This is a genomic window from Dyella sp. S184 (assembly GCF_009766065.1).
Lineage (GTDB): Bacteria > Pseudomonadota > Gammaproteobacteria > Xanthomonadales > Rhodanobacteraceae > Rhodanobacter.
Genome location: NZ_LMUE01000007.1, coordinates 1 through 15,980 on the forward strand (window position 1 = coordinate 1; position 15,980 = coordinate 15,980).

The following is a 15,980-nucleotide window of genomic DNA, read 5'->3' on the forward strand; positions in this document are numbered from 1 at the left end:
GTTTCGCCATTCGCGAAGGCGGCCGCACCGTCGGCGCCGGCGTCGTGGCCAAGGTCATCAAGTAAGCAACTTTGTGAGAAGTCCGGCAGGATGCCGGTCTGATCTTTGCCATCAGGGAGGATGGCTGAAATAATCGTCACGGGGCGAGCGGATTAAAGCCGCTCGCCGTCGTGTTTCAAGTTCAAGCCATGTACGCCAGTAGCTCAATTGGCAGAGCAGCGGTCTCCAAAACCGCAGGTTGGGGGTTCAAGTCCCTCCTGGCGTGCCACTCCCGAGGATCGATGACGGGTGACGATGGCAACGCCGACCCCAGGGTCCGGCATGCTGCTGACACCTGATCACTGTGCATGAATACCAAGGTAGAACAGCCCAAGGGCACGAGCGCCGCCGACATCGCCAAGCTGGTACTGGCTCTGCTGGTGCTGGTTGCCGGTATTGTCGCCTATTCCTGGTTCGGGCGGGACGGCAGCATTTCCGCGTCGGTGCGCCTGCTGGGCGTGCTGGCTGCGCTGGTGATCGCATTGGCGATCGCCGCGTTCACCGCGTTGGGGCGCCGGGTGCGGAACTTCATCGCCGAGTCGCAGTTCGAAATGCGCAAGGTGGTCTGGCCGACGCGTGACGAGACGATCAAGACGACCGGCATCATCATCGTGGTGGTGATCATCCTGTCGCTGCTGCTGGGTCTGATCGACCTGATCCTGAAGTCGGTCATTCTCGACTGGCTGCTGAAGTTGGGTACCTGAGGTGGTGAGCATGAGCAAGCGTTGGTATGTGGTGCACGCCTATTCGGGTTTCGAGAACCAGGTGAAACGTTCCCTCGAGGAGCGCATCAAGCGCGCCGAGATGGAGGAAAGGTTCGGCGAAGTGCTGGTGCCGACCGAGGAAGTGATCGAGATGCGCGGCGGCCAGAAGCGTCGCAGCGATCGCAAGTTCTTCCCCGGTTACGTGCTGGTGCAGATCGAGACGAACACCGAGGGCAAGGCGCCGCGGATCGATGACGAGTGCTGGCATCTGATCAAGGAAACCCCGAAGGTGATGGGTTTCATCGGTGGTACCGCCGATCGCCCTCTGCCGATCAAGGACAGCGAAGCCGAGGCCATACTCAGCCGCGTGCGCGAGGGTGTCGAGAAGCCGAAGCCGAAGGTGCTGTTCGAGCCGGGCGAGATGGTTCGGGTCACCGAAGGCCCGTTCAACGATTTCAATGGTGTGGTCGAGGAAGTCAACTACGAGAAGAGTCGCCTGCGCGTCGCGGTGCTGATCTTCGGTCGTTCGACCCCGGTCGAGCTGGAGTTTGGCCAGGTCGAGAAAGCCTGATCCGGTCAGTTTCTGTCATCTTGGCACGGGGCTTGCTGAAAGCCTGACCAATCTCTATACTGCGCGGTTCACGCTGGATCTTTTCTGATCCGGCGTGCCTGCGTTTCAGGTTCTGCATGAGGCAGCTCCTTCCTTCCATCCACGGATCGGTGAACAGCGAGGAGCCGCAAGGCGCCTGGACTCGCAAGGAAAAATCCAATGGCAAAGAAAGTTGTCGGTTACATCAAGCTGCAGGTCAAGGCCGGTCAGGCCAATCCGTCCCCGCCGGTGGGCCCTGCCCTCGGTCAGCGCGGTCTGAACATCATGGAGTTCTGCAAGGCGTTCAATGCCGCCACGCAGAAGCTGGAGCCGGGCCTGCCGATTCCGTGCATCATCACCGCGTACTCCGATCGCAGCTTCACTTTCATCACCAAGACCCCGCCCGCCACGATCCTGCTGAAGAAGATCACCGGTGTGGCCAAGGGTTCGCCCAAGCCGAATACCGACAAGGTCGGCAAGGTCACCCGTGCTCAGCTTGAGAATGTTGCCAAGCAGAAAGAGCCGGATCTGACGGCGGCGGATCTGGACGCGGCGGTGCGCACCATTGCTGGTAGCGCGCGCAGCATGGGCCTGGTAGTGGAGGGTTAAGACATGGCAAAGCTCACGAAGCGTATGAAGTCGGCTACGGCCGCAGTGCAGCCGGGCAAGTTCTATGGCCTGGAAGAGGCCCTGAAGATCGTCAAGGACAACGCCACGGCGAAGTTCGCCGAGTCGGTGGACGTGTCCGTGCGTCTGGGCATCGATGCGAAGAAGTCCGACCAGGGTGTGCGTGGCTCATCGCTGCTGCCGCACGGCACCGGCAAGACCATCAAGGTCGCCGTGTTCTGCCCGCCGGGCGAGAAGGCCGAGGCTGCCAAGGCCGCCGGTGCTGACGCCGTCGGCATGGACGACCTGGCCGAGCGCATGCAGGCCGGTGATCTCGACTTCGGTCGCGTGATCGCCACGCCGGATGCCATGCGCGTGGTCGGTAAGCTGGGCCAGCTGCTCGGCCCACGCGGCCTGATGCCGAACCCGAAGGATGGCTCGGTCACCGCCGACGTCGCCAACGCGGTCAAGAACGCCAAGGCTGGCCAGGTGAAGTTCCGCAACGACAAGGCGGGCATCATCCACGCCACCATCGGCAAGGCCAGCTTCGAGGCGTCCCAGCTCGCGGACAACCTCAATACGCTGATCGCCGACCTGCTGAAGGCCAAGCCGTCCACGGCGAAGGGTCAGTTTCTGCAGAAGGTTGCCCTGTCCAGCACGATGGGCGTCGGCGTCGCCGTCGATACCTCGTCGCTGAACATCGCGGCCAAGTAAGAATCAAGTCCTGCATCGGCGATTTCGTCGATGCAGGCAAGTTTTTGAAGGCAGCCCCGGCCCGTCAGGCCGGAGCAGCCGTCAAAGACCGCAGGCGCGATCAGCGCGCGATGACGACGGGCAGGAAGCTCGCACTGGCATGGAATCGCCGTCGTCGCCAGCGGGACCGCTTAATCGGGTTTCTTGCAAATCCGGCCTGCGCAGATGGTGCTGCCCGATCTGGAATTGTTCGATTGTTCTGGAAAGGCCAACACCCGGGACACCCAGTGTCCCCGACGTCAAGGATGGCGTCGCCCAGGACCGCAAGCGGCAGGAGCCGTGAGCGGAGTTCATTTGGAGGAGTGCAATGGCTCTAAATCTGTCTCAGAAGCATGAAGTAGTCGCCGAACTGGCAGAAATCGCCGCGAAGGCTCACTCCTTGATTGCTGTCGAGTATGCGGGCACCACGGTCGAACAGATGACCGCGATGCGCAAGAAGGCTCGTGAATCCAGTGTGTACTTGAAAGTTGTCAAGAACACGCTCGCTTCGCGCGCTGTAGTCGGTACCGAATTCGAGGTCGTCAAAGACGCCCTGGTCGGTCCGCTGCTGTACGCATTCTCGATGGAAGAACCCGGTGCTGCCGGGCGTCTGATCAAGGAATTCGCCAAGGGCAACGACAAGCTGAAGGCGCGCATCGTCTCGGTGGAAGGCAAGTTGCTGCCGGCTGAGCACGTCGAAGTGCTGGCCTCGCTGCCGACCCGCCAACAGGCGCTGGCCATGCTGGCCCGTTTGCTGGCCGAACCGGCTTCGATGTTTGCCCGCGCCGTCAAGGCTGTGGCCGACAAGCAGGGTGGTGGCGAAGTCGCCGCCGAAGCCCCGGCCGAAGTCGAGCCCGCCTAAGTTCGTCGTCTATCTAAACTGAATCCATTTCCAGAGGTAAATCAAATGTCCCTGTCCAACGAACAAATCGTTGAAGCCGTAGCCGCCAAGTCACTGATGGAAGTGATGGACCTGGTCAAGGCCATCGAAGAGAAGTTTGGCGTGTCCGCCGCTGCCCCGGTTGCCGCTGCTGGCCCGGCTGCTGCTGCCCCGGTTGCCGAAGCGCAGACCGAGTTCGACGTCATCCTGAAGAACGCCGGCGCCAAGAAGGTCGACGTGATCAAGGCTGTCCGCGCGATCACCGGCCTGGGCCTGAAGGAAGCCAAGGACCTCACCGAGGCCGGCGGCGTCCTGAAGGAAGCCGTTTCGAAGGAAGACGCCGAGAAGTTCAAGAAGGACCTCGAAGCTGCCGGCGCTACGGTCGAACTGAAGTAATTGGCGCCTTGCGCGTCGTCAGTTTGATCTAGCGTCAAGCGAGCCTGGGGGCGTGAGCCCCCGGGCTTTGCCTGCTTTAAGCGGGAATGGGGAATGGAGAATCGGGAATCGTCAGAAAGCACGTGCCTGCCGCTCTGAACGATTCCCGATTCTCGATTCCCAAATCTCCGATTTTTTTCATTCAGCCGGTGTGTGCACCACCGGCGTCACTGCGAACCGAGGCGCTACCGATCATGGCCTACTCGTTTACCGAGAAGAAACGCATCCGCAAGGATTTTGGCAAGCGTCCGCCCGTACTGGGCGTGCCGAACCTGCTGACCATCCAGACTGATTCCTACCGGGAGTTTCTGCAGGAGCATGTCGCGCCCAAACAGCGCGGCGAAAAGGGTTTGCATGCGGCACTGAAGTCGGTATTCCCGATCACCAGCTATTCGGGCAATGCCGCACTGGAATATGTCGACTACCGTCTCGGTGAGCCGGCGTTCGACGAGCGCGAATGCCGCAACCGCGGCATGACCTACGGTGCGCCGCTGCGTACCACGGTGCGCCTGGTCATTTATGACAAGGACAGCCCGGCCTCGAAGAAGGTGGTCAAGTACATCAAGGAGCAGGAGGTCTACATGGGCGAAATTCCGCTCATGACCGACACCGGCACCTTCATCATCAATGGCACCGAACGCGTGATCGTCTCGCAGCTGCATCGTTCGCCGGGCGTGTTCTTCGATCACGACCGCGGCAAGACGCACAGCTCGGGCAAACTGCTGTTCTCCGCCCGTGTGATTCCTTACCGTGGCTCGTGGCTCGACTTCGAGTTCGACCCGAAGGACGCGTTGTTCACCCGTATCGACCGTCGCCGCAAGTTGCCGGTGACGGTGCTGCTGCGCGCGCTCGGTTACAACAACGAGGAGATGCTGGGCATCTTCTTCGAGCACAACGTGTTCCACCTCGGCAAGAAGGGTGGCACCACGCTGGAGCTGGTTGCCGAGCGTCTGCGCGGCGAGACGCTGAGCTTCGACCTGGCGATTGGTGGCACGGTGCTGGTGGAAGCCGGCAAGCGCATCACCGCGCGTCACGTGCGCCAGCTGGCGGCCGAGAACATCACCGCGCTGGAAGTACCGGACGACTATCCGGTCGGCCGTATCGTGGCCACCGACATCGTCGATGCGAAGACCGGCGAGCTGCTGGCTTCGGCGAATGACGAGATCACCGCCGAGCAGCTGGAGAACTTCCGCAAGGCCGGTATCGAGACGGTGCCGACGCTGTACGTCAACGACCTGGATCGCGGCGCCTACATCTCGCACACCCTGCGCATCGACAACACCAAGACGCCGCTCGAGGCGCTGGTGGAAATCTATCGCATGATGCGTCCGGGCGAGCCGCCGACCAAGGATGCCGCGCAGAACCTGTTCTTCAACCTGTTCTTCACCTTCGACCGCTACGACCTTTCGGGCGTGGGCCGGATGAAGTTCAATCGCCGCGTGGGCCGCAAGGAAATCCTTGGTCCGGGCGTGCTGTATGACCACAAGTACTTCAGCGAGCGCAAGGAAGAGGAATCCCAGCGGCTGGTCAAGGAGCAGGGCGTAACGTCCGACATCCTCGACGTGCTGAAGGTACTGATCGACATCAAGAACGGTCATGGCACCGTCGACGACATCGATCACCTGGGCAACCGCCGCGTGCGTTCGGTCGGCGAAATGGCCGAGAACACGTTCCGCATCGGTCTGGTGCGCGTCGAGCGTGCGGTGCGTGAGCGCCTGTCGCTGGCCGAGGCCGATGGCCTGACCCCGCAGGACCTGATCAACGCCAAGCCGGTCGCGGCGGCGGTGAAGGAGTTCTTTGGCTCCTCGCAGCTGTCCCAGTTCATGGATCAGAACAACCCGCTGTCCGAAGTGACGCACAAGCGCCGCGTCTCCGCGCTTGGGCCAGGCGGCCTGACTCGCGAACGCGCCGGCTTCGAAGTGCGCGACGTGCATCCGACCCATTACGGTCGCGTCTGCACCATCGAAACGCCGGAAGGCCCGAACATCGGCCTGATCAACTCGCTGGCCGTGTATGCCCGCACCAACTCGTACGGCTTCCTCGAGACGCCGTACCGCAAGGTCGCGCACAGCAAGGTGACCGACAAGGTCGATTACCTGTCGGCGATCGAGGAAGGCGATCACGTGATCGCGCAGGCGAACTCGCCGCTGGACAAGCACGGCGGTTTCGTCGAGGACTTCGTGTCCTGCCGTTTCCGTGGTGAGTCCGAGCTGCGTCCGGCGGCCGAAGTCGACTACATGGACGTCTCGCCGATGCAGACCGTGTCGGTCGCTGCGGCGCTGGTGCCATTCCTCGAGCACGACGATGCGAACCGCGCCCTGATGGGTGCGAACATGCAGCGTCAGGCCGTGCCGACCCTGCGTTCGCAGACTCCGCTGGTGGGTACCGGTATCGAGCGCGCGGTGGCGCGTGACTCCGGCGTCATCGTCTCCGCCAAGCGTGGCGGCGTGATCGACCAGGTCGATGCGGCGCGTATCGTGGTGCGCGTCAATGAAGTGGAAGTCGGCGACAACGATGCCGGCGTCGATATCTACACGCTGACCAAGTACACCCGCTCCAACCAGAACACCAACCTCAACCAGCGTCCGCTGGTGAACGTCGGTGACGTGGTGGCGAAGGGCGACACGCTGGCCGACGGTTCGTCGACCGATCTGGGCGAGCTCGCGCTCGGCCAGAACATGCTGATCGCGTTCATGCCGTGGAACGGCTACAACTTCGAAGACTCGATCCTGCTCTCCGAGCGCGTCGTGCAAGAAGACCGCTACACCTCGATCCACATCGAGGAGCTGTCCTGCATCGCGCGCGACACCAAGCTGGGCGCCGAGGAAATCACCGCCGACATCCCGAACGTGGGCGAGCAGGCGCTGGCGCGTCTGGACGAGTCCGGCATCGTGTACATCGGTGCGGAAGTGAAGGCCGGCGACATCATGGTCGGCAAGGTCACGCCGAAGGGCGAGAGCCAGCTCACGCCGGAAGAAAAGCTGCTGCGCGCGATCTTCGGTGAGAAGGCGTCCGATGTTAAGGACAGCTCGCTGCGCGTGCCGCCGGGTATGGACGGCACCGTCATCGACGTGCAGGTGTTCACCCGCGACGGCATCGAGAAGGACAAGCGCGCCAAGCAGATCGAGGAAACCGAGGTCAAGCGGATCCGCAAGGATCTGGACGACCAGTTCCGCATCCTCGAAGGCGCGATCTACAGCCGCATGCGCACCCAGCTGCTCGGCAAGTCCGCGATGAGCGGTCCGGGCGGCCTGAAGCGTGGCACCGAGATCACCGATGCCTACCTCGACGGCCTGAAGAAGGACGACTGGTTCAAGATCAACGTCAAGGACGAGGAAGTCACCGAGTTCCTCGAGCGCGCGGCCGATCAGGTCAAGCGTCACAAGGAGGAGTTCGACAAGCGCTTCAAGGAGAAGCAGGGCAAGATCACCCAGGGCGACGATCTGGCACCGGGCGTGCTGAAGATGGTCAAGGTGTTCCTGGCCGTGAAGCGCCGCATCCAGCCGGGCGACAAGATGGCTGGTCGTCACGGCAACAAGGGCGTGGTCTCGAACGTGGTGCCGGTGGAAGACATGCCGTACTCCGCTGACGGCGTGCCGGTCGACATCGTGCTGAACCCGCTGGGCGTGCCTTCGCGTATGAACATCGGCCAGATTCTGGAAGTCCATCTGGGCTGGGCCGCCAAGGGCCTGGGCAAGAAGATCCAGAAGATGCTCGAGGCGCAGGAGAAGGTCGCCAAGATCCGCGAGTTCCTCGACCAGATCTACAACAGCCATGTGGCTGGTGCCGTGCAGTACGTCGACCTGAAGTCGCTTACCGACAAGGAAATCTTCACGCTCGCGACCAATCTGCAGGAAGGCGTGCCGATGGCGACGCCGGTGTTCGACGGTGCGGAAGAGACCGAGATCAAGGCGATGCTGAAGCTGGCGGATCTGCCCGAGTCGGGTCAGACCATGCTGTATGACGGTCGCACCGGCGAGGCGTTTGATCGCCCGGTCACCGTGGGCTACATGCACTACCTCAAGCTCAACCATCTGGTCGACGACAAGATGCATGCGCGTTCCACCGGTCCGTACTCGCTGGTCACCCAGCAGCCGTTGGGCGGCAAGGCGCAGTTCGGTGGCCAGCGCTTCGGTGAGATGGAAGTGTGGGCGCTGGAAGCCTACGGCGCGGCTTACACCTTGCAGGAAATGCTGACGGTGAAGTCCGATGACGTGCAGGGCCGCAACCAGATGTACAAGAACATTGTCGACGGTAACCACGAGATGTCGGCCGGTATGCCGGAATCCTTCAACGTGTTGGTGAAGGAAATCCGTTCGCTCGCCATCGACATCGATCTGGAAGAGATCAAGTGACCCGCCCGGTTCCAGGAGATTTCGCATGAAAGACTTGCTCAATCTGTTCAACCAGCAACGCGCGACGCCGGATTTCGACGCGATCAAGATCGCGCTGGCCTCGCCGGAGCTGATCCGTTCGTGGTCGTACGGCGAAGTGAAGAAGCCGGAAACCATCAACTACCGTACCTTCAAGCCGGAGCGTGACGGCCTGTTCTGCGCCGCTATCTTCGGACCAGTGAAGGACTACGAGTGCCTGTGCGGCAAGTACAAGCGCATGAAGCATCGTGGCGTGGTCTGCGAGAAGTGCGGCACGGAAGTGACGCTGGCCAAGGTGCGTCGTGAGCGCATGGGCCACATCGAGCTGGCCAGCCCGACCGCGCACATCTGGTTCCTCAAGTCGTTGCCGTCGCGCATCGGCCTGATGCTGGACATGACGCTGCGTGACATCGAGCGCATCCTGTACTTCGAAGCCTTCGTGGTGATCGATCCGGGCATGACCGCGCTCGAGCGTGGCCAGCTGCTCAGCGAAGACCAGTATCTGGAAGCGACCGAAGAGCACGGCGACGAGTTCGATGCCCGCATGGGTGCCGAGGCCGTCTTCCACCTGCTGAAGTCGCTCGACCTGCCGGGCGAAGTCATTCGCCTGAAGGAAGAGATCACCTCGACCAACTCCGAGACCAAGCTGAAGCGCCTCACCAAGCGCGTGAAGCTGATCGAGGCGTTCCTGGAATCCGGCAACAAGCCGGAGTGGATGGTGTTGACCGTTCTTCCCGTGCTGCCGCCGGACCTGCGTCCGCTGGTGCCGCTGGACGGTGGCCGTTTCGCCACCTCCGATCTGAATGATCTGTACCGTCGCGTGATCAACCGCAACAACCGTCTGAAGCGTCTGCTCGAGCTCAATGCGCCCGACATCATCGTGCGCAACGAGAAGCGCATGCTGCAGGAATCGGTCGATGCGCTGCTCGACAACGGCCGTCGCGGCCGTGCCATCACCGGTACCAACAAGCGCGCGCTGAAGTCGCTCGCGGACATGATCAAGGGCAAGCAGGGCCGCTTCCGCCAGAACCTGCTCGGCAAGCGCGTGGATTACTCCGGTCGTTCGGTGATCGTGGTCGGCCCGACCCTGCGTCTGCACCAGTGCGGTTTGCCGAAGAAGATGGCGCTTGAGCTGTTCAAGCCGTTCATCTTCGCCAAGCTGCAGGCGCGTGGCGAAGCCACCACCATCAAGGCGGCGAAGAAGCTGGTCGAGCGCGAAGAGGCCCAGGTGTGGGACATCCTCGAAGAGGTGATCCGCGAGCATCCGGTGCTGCTTAACCGTGCGCCGACCCTGCATCGTCTCGGCATCCAGGCGTTCGAGCCGAAGCTGATTGAAGGCAAGGCGATCCAGCTGCATCCGCTCGTCTGTACGGCATTCAACGCCGACTTCGACGGCGATCAGATGGCCGTCCATGTGCCGCTGTCGATCGAGGCGCAGCTCGAAGCGCGCACGCTGATGATGTCGTCCAACAACATCCTCAGCCCGGCCAACGGCGAGCCGATCATCGTGCCGACCCAGGACGTGGTGCTGGGTCTGTATTACATGACCCGCGAGCTGATCAACGTCAAGGGCACCGGCATGGTGTTCTCCGGCATCGCCGAAGTTCGTCGCGCCTACGACAACCGTGCGGTCGAACTGCACGCCCAGGTCAAGGTGCGTCTGAAGCTGGTGCACGTTGCCGAGGACGGGACCCGTACGCACGAAACCAAGATCGTCGATACCACCGTGGGTCGTGCGCTGCTGGCGGAAATCCTGCCGGAAGGCCTGCCGTTCGAGCTGGCCAACACCGAGCTGACCAAGAAGAATATCTCGCGCCTGATCAACTCCAGCTACCGTTTGCTGGGCTTGAAAGAGACCGTGGTGTTCGCCGACAAGCTGATGTACACCGGCTTCCGTTTTGCGACGCGTGCCGGTATCTCGATCGGCATCGATGACATGCTGATCCCGGCCGAGAAAAAACCCATTCTCGAAGAGTCCGAGAAGGAAGTCGTCGAGATCCAGCAGCAGTACCAGTCGGGTCTGGTCACCGCCGGCGAGCGCTACAACAAGGTGGTCGACATCTGGTCGCGTACCAGCGAACTGGTGGCGAAAGCCATGATCGACGGCATCGGCACCGAGAAGGTGATGAATGCCGACGGCAAGATGGTCAACCAGAAGTCGATGAACTCGCTGTACATCATGGCCGACTCCGGTGCCCGTGGTTCGGTGGCGCAGATTCGTCAGCTGGCCGGTATGCGCGGCCTGATGGCGCGTCCGGATGGCTCGATCATCGAGACCCCGATCAAGGCCAACTTCCGCGAAGGCCTGAACGTGCTGCAGTACTTCAACTCCACCCACGGTGCTCGCAAGGGCCTGGCGGATACGGCGTTGAAGACGGCTAACTCCGGTTACCTGACCCGTCGTCTGGTCGACGTGGCGCAGGACGTGGTCATCACCATGGATGACTGCGGCACCGAGGAAGGCGTCATCATGCAGCCGATCGTCGAAGGCGGCGATGTGGTCGAGCCGTTGCGCGAGCGCGTGCTGGGCCGCGTGGTGGTCGAGGACGTCTACGCTCCTGGCGACGACGACCAGCCGATCGTCACCCGCGACACATTGCTCAATGAGGCACTCGTCGAGAAGCTCGACAAGGCCGGCGTGCAGATCCTCAAGGTACGTTCGCCGATCACCTGCGTCGCCGAACACGGCGTGTGCAAGCTCTGCTATGGCCGCGATCTGGCCCGTGGCCACCTGGTCAACATGGGCGAGGCCGTGGGTGTGGTCGCCGCGCAGTCGATCGGTGAGCCGGGTACCCAGCTGACCATGCGTACGTTCCACATCGGTGGTGCGGCTTCGCGTGCGGCAGCCGTGGACAACGTGACGGTGAAGACCACTGGCTCGCTGAAGTTCAACAACCTGAAGTCGGTACAGCACAAGCAGGGTCACCTGGTTGCGGTGTCGCGTTCGGGCGAAGTCAGCGTGATCGATACCAACGGTCGCGAGCGTGAGCGCTACAAGGTGCCGTACGGCGCCAACATCTCGGTCAAGGATGGCGCGCCGGTCAAGCCGGGCCAGACGGTTGCCAGCTGGGATCCGCATACCCACCCGATCGTCACTGAAGTGGCCGGTGTGGTGCGTTTCATCGACTTCCTCGATGGCGTCACCGTGCAGAGCCAGACCGATGACCTGACCGGCCTGGAGTCGGCGGTGGTCACCGATCCGAAGCGTCGCGGTACGCAGGCGAAGGACCTGCGCCCGATCGTGCGCCTGGAAGACAGCAAGGGCCGCGAGCTCAAGTTGCCGGGCACCGACATCGCTGCGCAGTACTTCCTGCCGGCCGGTGCGATCGTGTCGATCCAGAACGGTGCCGAAGTGGGCGTGGGCGACGTGGTTGCCCGTATCCCGCAGGAAACCTCGAAGACCCGCGACATCACCGGTGGTCTGCCGCGCGTGGCCGACTTGTTCGAAGCACGCAAGCCGAAGGAGCCGGCGATCCTCGCCGAGCGCTCCGGCATCATCAGCTTCGGCAAGGACACCAAGGGCAAGCAGCGCCTGATCATCAAGGACGTCGACGGCAACGAGCACGAAGAGCTGATTCCGAAGTGGCGCCAGGTCATCGTGTTTGAAGGTGAGCATGTGGAGAAGGGCGAAACCGTCGTCGACGGCGAGCCGAGCCCGCATGACATCCTGCGCCTGCTGGGCGTGGAGCCGCTGGCCTCGTACCTGGTCAAGGAAATCCAGGACGTGTATCGCCTGCAGGGCGTGAAGATCAACGACAAGCACATCGAAGCGATCATTCGCCAGATGCTGCGCAAGGTCGAGATCGTCGAGCCGGGTGAAAGCCATTATCTGCGTGGTGAGCAGATCGAGCGCGTGCGCATCAATCGCGAGAATGCTCGCGCGATCGCCAAGGGCGAGCGTCCGGCCGAATATCAGTCGATCCTGCTGGGCATCACCAAGGCGTCGCTGGCCACCGAGTCGTTCATTTCGGCGGCCTCGTTCCAGGAAACCACCCGCGTCCTTACCGAAGCGGCGGTTCGTGGTACGCGCGATACCTTGCGTGGCCTGAAGGAAAATGTTATTGTCGGCCGTCTTATTCCGGCAGGCACGGGTCTGGCGTACCACGCAGCGCGTCGTCGCCAGGGCGGTTTGTCCGCCTCGGATCTGGAGACTCTCTCCAGCTCTGCGCCTGCAGCCTCGTTTGCCGAGGCTCCGGCCGGTAGTGATAACGGTGTCGAGTAAGCCCGACCAGGGCTTCACTCGCTGACATACGAAATGAGGTGCATGGATGCACCTCGTGTTCGGGCCCAGGATGGCAGAGCGCTGGTTGCCTATGGCGGCCTGCTCATGTTAAATTCCCGCTTCTTGGCAGACCGAGCTTATTCGGGCTGCCTTTATGTTTTCAGGAACAGCTTCGCATGACGACAGTCAACCAATTGGTGCGCAAATCCCGCAGCCCCAAGACCTACAAGAGTGGGTCGCCGGCCTTGCAGAGCAGCCCGCAGCGTCGCGGCGTTTGCACGCGCGTTTACACGACCACCCCGAAAAAGCCGAACTCGGCGTTGCGCAAGGTTGCCAAGGTGCGCCTGACCAACGGTTTCGAGATCATCAGCTACATCGGTGGTGAAGGTCACAATCTGCAGGAGCACTCGGTGGTGCTGATCCGCGGCGGTCGCGTCAAGGATCTGCCCGGCGTGCGTTACCACACAGTGCGCGGCAGTCTCGACTGCGCTGGTGTCACCAAGCGTCGTCAATCGCGCTCGAAGTACGGCGCCAAGCGCCCGAAGAAGTAAAGGACTCGAAACATGTCGCGTAAAGGTTCACATCCCGCCCGTCTGATCCTCCCGGATCCCAAGCACGGCAGCCAGTTGATTGCCCGCTTCATCAACATGGTGATGAAGAGTGGCAAGAAGTCCGTTGCTGAAAGCATTGTCTACGGTGCGTTGCAGCATATCGGTGAAAAGAACGCCGAGCCGGTGGCTCTGGTCGAGAAGGCGCTGAACAACATCGCTCCGGCGGTCGAGGTCAAGTCGCGTCGTGTCGGTGGCGCCACCTATCAGGTGCCGGTCGAAGTGCGTCCGGGTCGCCGCATGGCGTTGGCGATGCGCTGGGTCATCGATGCTGCGCGCAAGCGTGGCGAGACGTCGATGCCGCGCAAGCTGGCTGCCGAGTTGCTCGAAGCTTCGGAAAGCCGTGGTGGTGCCGCCAAGAAGCGTGAAGAAACGCATCGCATGGCTGAAGCCAACAAGGCTTTCTCGCACTATCGCTGGTAAGCAACGTCCGCAGCGGGTGGGCTGAGTTCTCCGCCTGCCTGCTGCGAGCAACAAACTTTAGAGGTTATCCACGTGGCACGCACCACTCCCATCGACCGCTACCGTAACTTCGGCATCATGGCCCACATCGATGCCGGCAAGACCACGACCACGGAGCGCATCCTGTTCTACACCGGCGTCAGTCACAAGATTGGCGAGGTGCACGACGGTGCCGCAACGATGGACTGGATGGAGCAGGAACAGGAGCGTGGCATCACCATTACGTCGGCGGCAACGACGGCGTTCTGGAAAGGCATGGATGGCTCGCTGGAGCAGCATCGTTTCAACATCATCGATACCCCGGGACACGTCGACTTCACGATCGAAGTCGAGCGTTCGCTGCGCGTGCTCGATGGTGCGGTGTTCGTGCTGTGCGCGGTCGGTGGCGTGCAGCCGCAGTCCGAGACGGTGTGGCGCCAGGCCAACAAGTACAAGGTGCCGCGTCTTGCGTTCGTCAACAAGATGGACCGCACCGGTGCCAATTTTGACAAGGTCGTAGCCCAGCTGAAGGCGCGCCTCGGTGCGCATCCGGTGCCGATGCAGGTGCCGATCGGCGCCGAAGACGGCTTCGAGGGCGTGGTCGACCTGCTCAAGATGAAGGCGATTGTCTGGGACATGGAATCCCAGGGCATGAAGTTCGAATACCGGGACATTCCGGCGAACCTGGCCGGGCAAGCCGCCGAAGCGCACGCCTTCATGGTGGAGTCCGCTGCCGAGGCCACCGAAGACTTCATGAACAAGTACCTCGAAGAGGGTGACCTCAGCGAGGGCGAGATCATTGCGGGCCTTCGTCAGCGCACGCTGGCCAACGAGATTATTCCGGTCTACTGCGGTACCGCGTTCAAGAACAAGGGCGTCCAGGCGATGCTCGACGCGGTGGTGCAGTTGCTGCCGTCGCCGTCCGATCGTCCGCCGGTCGCGGGTATCGACGAAGACGACAACGAAGCCACGCGCAAGGCTGAGGATTCGGCGCCGTTCTCCGCGCTCGCGTTCAAGATCATGACCGATCCGTTCGTCGGTTCGCTGACCTTCTTTCGCGTCTACTCTGGCACGCTGAAGTCCGGCGACGCCGTGTACAACCCGGTCAAGAGCAAGAAAGAGCGCATCGGCCGCATCCTGCAGATGCACGCGAACGAGCGTCAGGAACTGAAGGAAGTCTGCGCAGGCGACATCGCTGCTGCGGTCGGCCTGAAGGACGTGACGACCGGCGACACGCTGTGCGCGCAGGATCACATCATCACCCTGGAGCGCATGACGTTCCCGGAGCCGGTGATCTCGATGGCGGTCGAGCCGAAGACCAAGTCCGACCAGGAAAAGATGGGTGTTGCCCTGGGCCGTCTGGCCTCGGAAGATCCGTCGTTCCGCGTGCGCACGGACGAAGAGTCGGGCCAGACGATCATCTCGGGCATGGGCGAGCTTCACCTGGACATCCTGGTGGACCGCATGCGCCGCGAGTTCAACGTCGAGGCCAATGTCGGCAAGCCGCAGGTGGCTTACCGCGAGACGATCCGTTCGTCGGACGTCAAGTCGGATTACAAGCACGCCAAGCAATCCGGTGGTAAGGGTCAGTACGGTCACGTCGTGATCGAGCTGTCCCCGATGACCGAGGCCGACCGTGCCGATCCGAACGTCAAGAATGATTTCCTGTTCATCAACGACATCACCGGTGGCGTGATTCCGAAGGAATTCATCCCGTCGGTCGAAAAGGGTCTGCGCGAGACCATCACCAGCGGTCCGCTGGCCGGCTTCCCGGTCGTGGGCGTGAAGGTGAAGCTCGTATTCGGCTCCTATCACGACGTCGACTCGTCCGAAATGGCGTTCAAGCTCGCCGCATCGATGGCGTTCAAGCAGGGCTTCGCGAAGGCGTCGCCGGTGTTGCTCGAGCCGATCATGAAGATCGAAGTGGTGACGCCGGAAGAGTACGTCGGTGACGTCATGGGCGACATGAGTCGCCGTCGTGGCCTGCTTCAGGGTCAGGACGACACGCCGTCGGGCAAGACGATCGATGCAATGGTTCCGCTGGGTGAAATGTTCGGCTACGCGACGACGATTCGTTCGCTGACCCAGGGTCGTGCCACTTTCACGATGGAATTCGACCATTACGCCGAAGCGCCGAACAACATCGCCGAGCAGGTCATGAAGAAGGCCTGATAAGGCCGACTTTCCCATGCTTAATTAGTGCGATCGTCCCTGATCGCGAAGATCAAAAGGCGGCCTTCCATGGCCGCACTAATTAACAAGTTCTTTTTATAGAGGTTCAGAGTCATGGCAAAGGGTAAATTCGAACGCACCAAGCCGCACGTCAACGTCGGCACGATTGGTCACGTGGA

At 61.9% G+C, this 15,980-nt stretch carries 11 protein-coding genes and 1 tRNA gene; all 12 read left to right on the top strand.

Annotated features, from left to right (window positions below; translation table 11 throughout):
• The first annotated feature begins 192 nt into the window (after positions 1 to 192).
• The 12 genes from GSQ75_RS12195 to fusA all read left to right on the top strand — a co-directional run bounded on the left by GSQ75_RS12195 (position 193) and on the right by fusA (position 15,801).
• A tRNA-Trp gene (locus GSQ75_RS12195) sits at positions 193 to 268 on the top strand.
• 79 nt (positions 269 to 347) lie between these two features.
• The gene (gene secE / locus GSQ75_RS12200; protein ID WP_158755166.1) at positions 348 to 743 is read left to right on the top strand and encodes a preprotein translocase subunit SecE; all 396 of its coding nucleotides are present in this window, start codon (positions 348 to 350) and stop codon (positions 741 to 743) included.
• 10 nt (positions 744 to 753) lie between these two features.
• Positions 754 to 1,314 (top strand): transcription termination/antitermination protein NusG, encoded by a 561-nt coding sequence (gene nusG / locus GSQ75_RS12205; protein ID WP_077516970.1) that lies wholly within the window; start codon positions 754 to 756, stop codon positions 1,312 to 1,314.
• A 198-nt stretch (positions 1,315 to 1,512) separates the two neighbouring features.
• On the top strand, positions 1,513 to 1,941 hold the full coding sequence (gene rplK, locus GSQ75_RS12210) for a 50S ribosomal protein L11 (RefSeq protein ID WP_158755167.1): 429 nt from the start codon (positions 1,513 to 1,515) through the stop codon (positions 1,939 to 1,941).
• Positions 1,942 to 1,944: 3 nt separating this feature from the next.
• Entirely contained in the window at positions 1,945 to 2,652 is a 708-nt protein-coding gene (rplA, locus tag GSQ75_RS12215; RefSeq protein ID WP_158755168.1) for a 50S ribosomal protein L1, read from the top strand.
• Between the two features lie 346 nt (positions 2,653 to 2,998).
• Positions 2,999 to 3,532: a 50S ribosomal protein L10 gene (gene rplJ / locus GSQ75_RS12220; RefSeq protein WP_158755169.1), complete on the top strand. Its 534-nt coding sequence runs from the start codon at positions 2,999 to 3,001 to the stop codon at positions 3,530 to 3,532.
• 45 nt (positions 3,533 to 3,577) lie between these two features.
• Positions 3,578 to 3,946: a 50S ribosomal protein L7/L12 gene (rplL, locus tag GSQ75_RS12225; RefSeq protein ID WP_072757775.1), complete on the top strand. Its 369-nt coding sequence runs from the start codon at positions 3,578 to 3,580 to the stop codon at positions 3,944 to 3,946.
• 230 nt (positions 3,947 to 4,176) lie between these two features.
• Entirely contained in the window at positions 4,177 to 8,340 is a 4,164-nt protein-coding gene (gene rpoB / locus GSQ75_RS12230; protein ID WP_174236731.1) for a DNA-directed RNA polymerase subunit beta, read from the top strand.
• 25 nt (positions 8,341 to 8,365) lie between these two features.
• Entirely contained in the window at positions 8,366 to 12,580 is a 4,215-nt protein-coding gene (gene rpoC / locus GSQ75_RS12235) for a DNA-directed RNA polymerase subunit beta' (RefSeq protein ID WP_158755171.1), read from the top strand.
• A 176-nt stretch (positions 12,581 to 12,756) separates the two neighbouring features.
• Positions 12,757 to 13,131, top strand: coding sequence for a 30S ribosomal protein S12 (gene rpsL / locus GSQ75_RS12240; RefSeq protein ID WP_056386848.1), 375 nt, complete (start codon positions 12,757 to 12,759; stop codon positions 13,129 to 13,131).
• A gap of 12 nt (positions 13,132 to 13,143) precedes the next feature.
• Entirely contained in the window at positions 13,144 to 13,611 is a 468-nt protein-coding gene (rpsG, locus tag GSQ75_RS12245) for a 30S ribosomal protein S7 (protein ID WP_072757771.1), read from the top strand.
• A 72-nt stretch (positions 13,612 to 13,683) separates the two neighbouring features.
• On the top strand, positions 13,684 to 15,801 hold the full coding sequence (fusA, locus tag GSQ75_RS12250) for an elongation factor G (RefSeq protein ID WP_158755172.1): 2,118 nt from the start codon (positions 13,684 to 13,686) through the stop codon (positions 15,799 to 15,801).
• The last annotated feature ends 179 nt before the right edge of the window (positions 15,802 to 15,980 follow it).

What these genes read in the sequence shown, in the direction of transcription:
- secE (WP_158755166.1), top strand. Translation starts at nt 348, where the DNA reads ATGAATACCAAGGTAGAACAGCCCAAGGGCACGAGCGCCGCCGACATC.
- nusG (WP_077516970.1), top strand. Translation starts at nt 754, where the DNA reads ATGAGCAAGCGTTGGTATGTGGTGCACGCCTATTCGGGTTTCGAGAAC.
- rplK (WP_158755167.1), top strand. Translation starts at nt 1,513, where the DNA reads ATGGCAAAGAAAGTTGTCGGTTACATCAAGCTGCAGGTCAAGGCCGGT.
- rplA (WP_158755168.1), top strand. Translation starts at nt 1,945, where the DNA reads ATGGCAAAGCTCACGAAGCGTATGAAGTCGGCTACGGCCGCAGTGCAG.
- rplJ (WP_158755169.1), top strand. Translation starts at nt 2,999, where the DNA reads ATGGCTCTAAATCTGTCTCAGAAGCATGAAGTAGTCGCCGAACTGGCA.
- rplL (WP_072757775.1), top strand. Translation starts at nt 3,578, where the DNA reads ATGTCCCTGTCCAACGAACAAATCGTTGAAGCCGTAGCCGCCAAGTCA.
- rpoC (WP_158755171.1), top strand. Translation starts at nt 8,366, where the DNA reads ATGAAAGACTTGCTCAATCTGTTCAACCAGCAACGCGCGACGCCGGAT.
- rpsL (WP_056386848.1), top strand. Translation starts at nt 12,757, where the DNA reads ATGACGACAGTCAACCAATTGGTGCGCAAATCCCGCAGCCCCAAGACC.
- rpsG (WP_072757771.1), top strand. Translation starts at nt 13,144, where the DNA reads ATGTCGCGTAAAGGTTCACATCCCGCCCGTCTGATCCTCCCGGATCCC.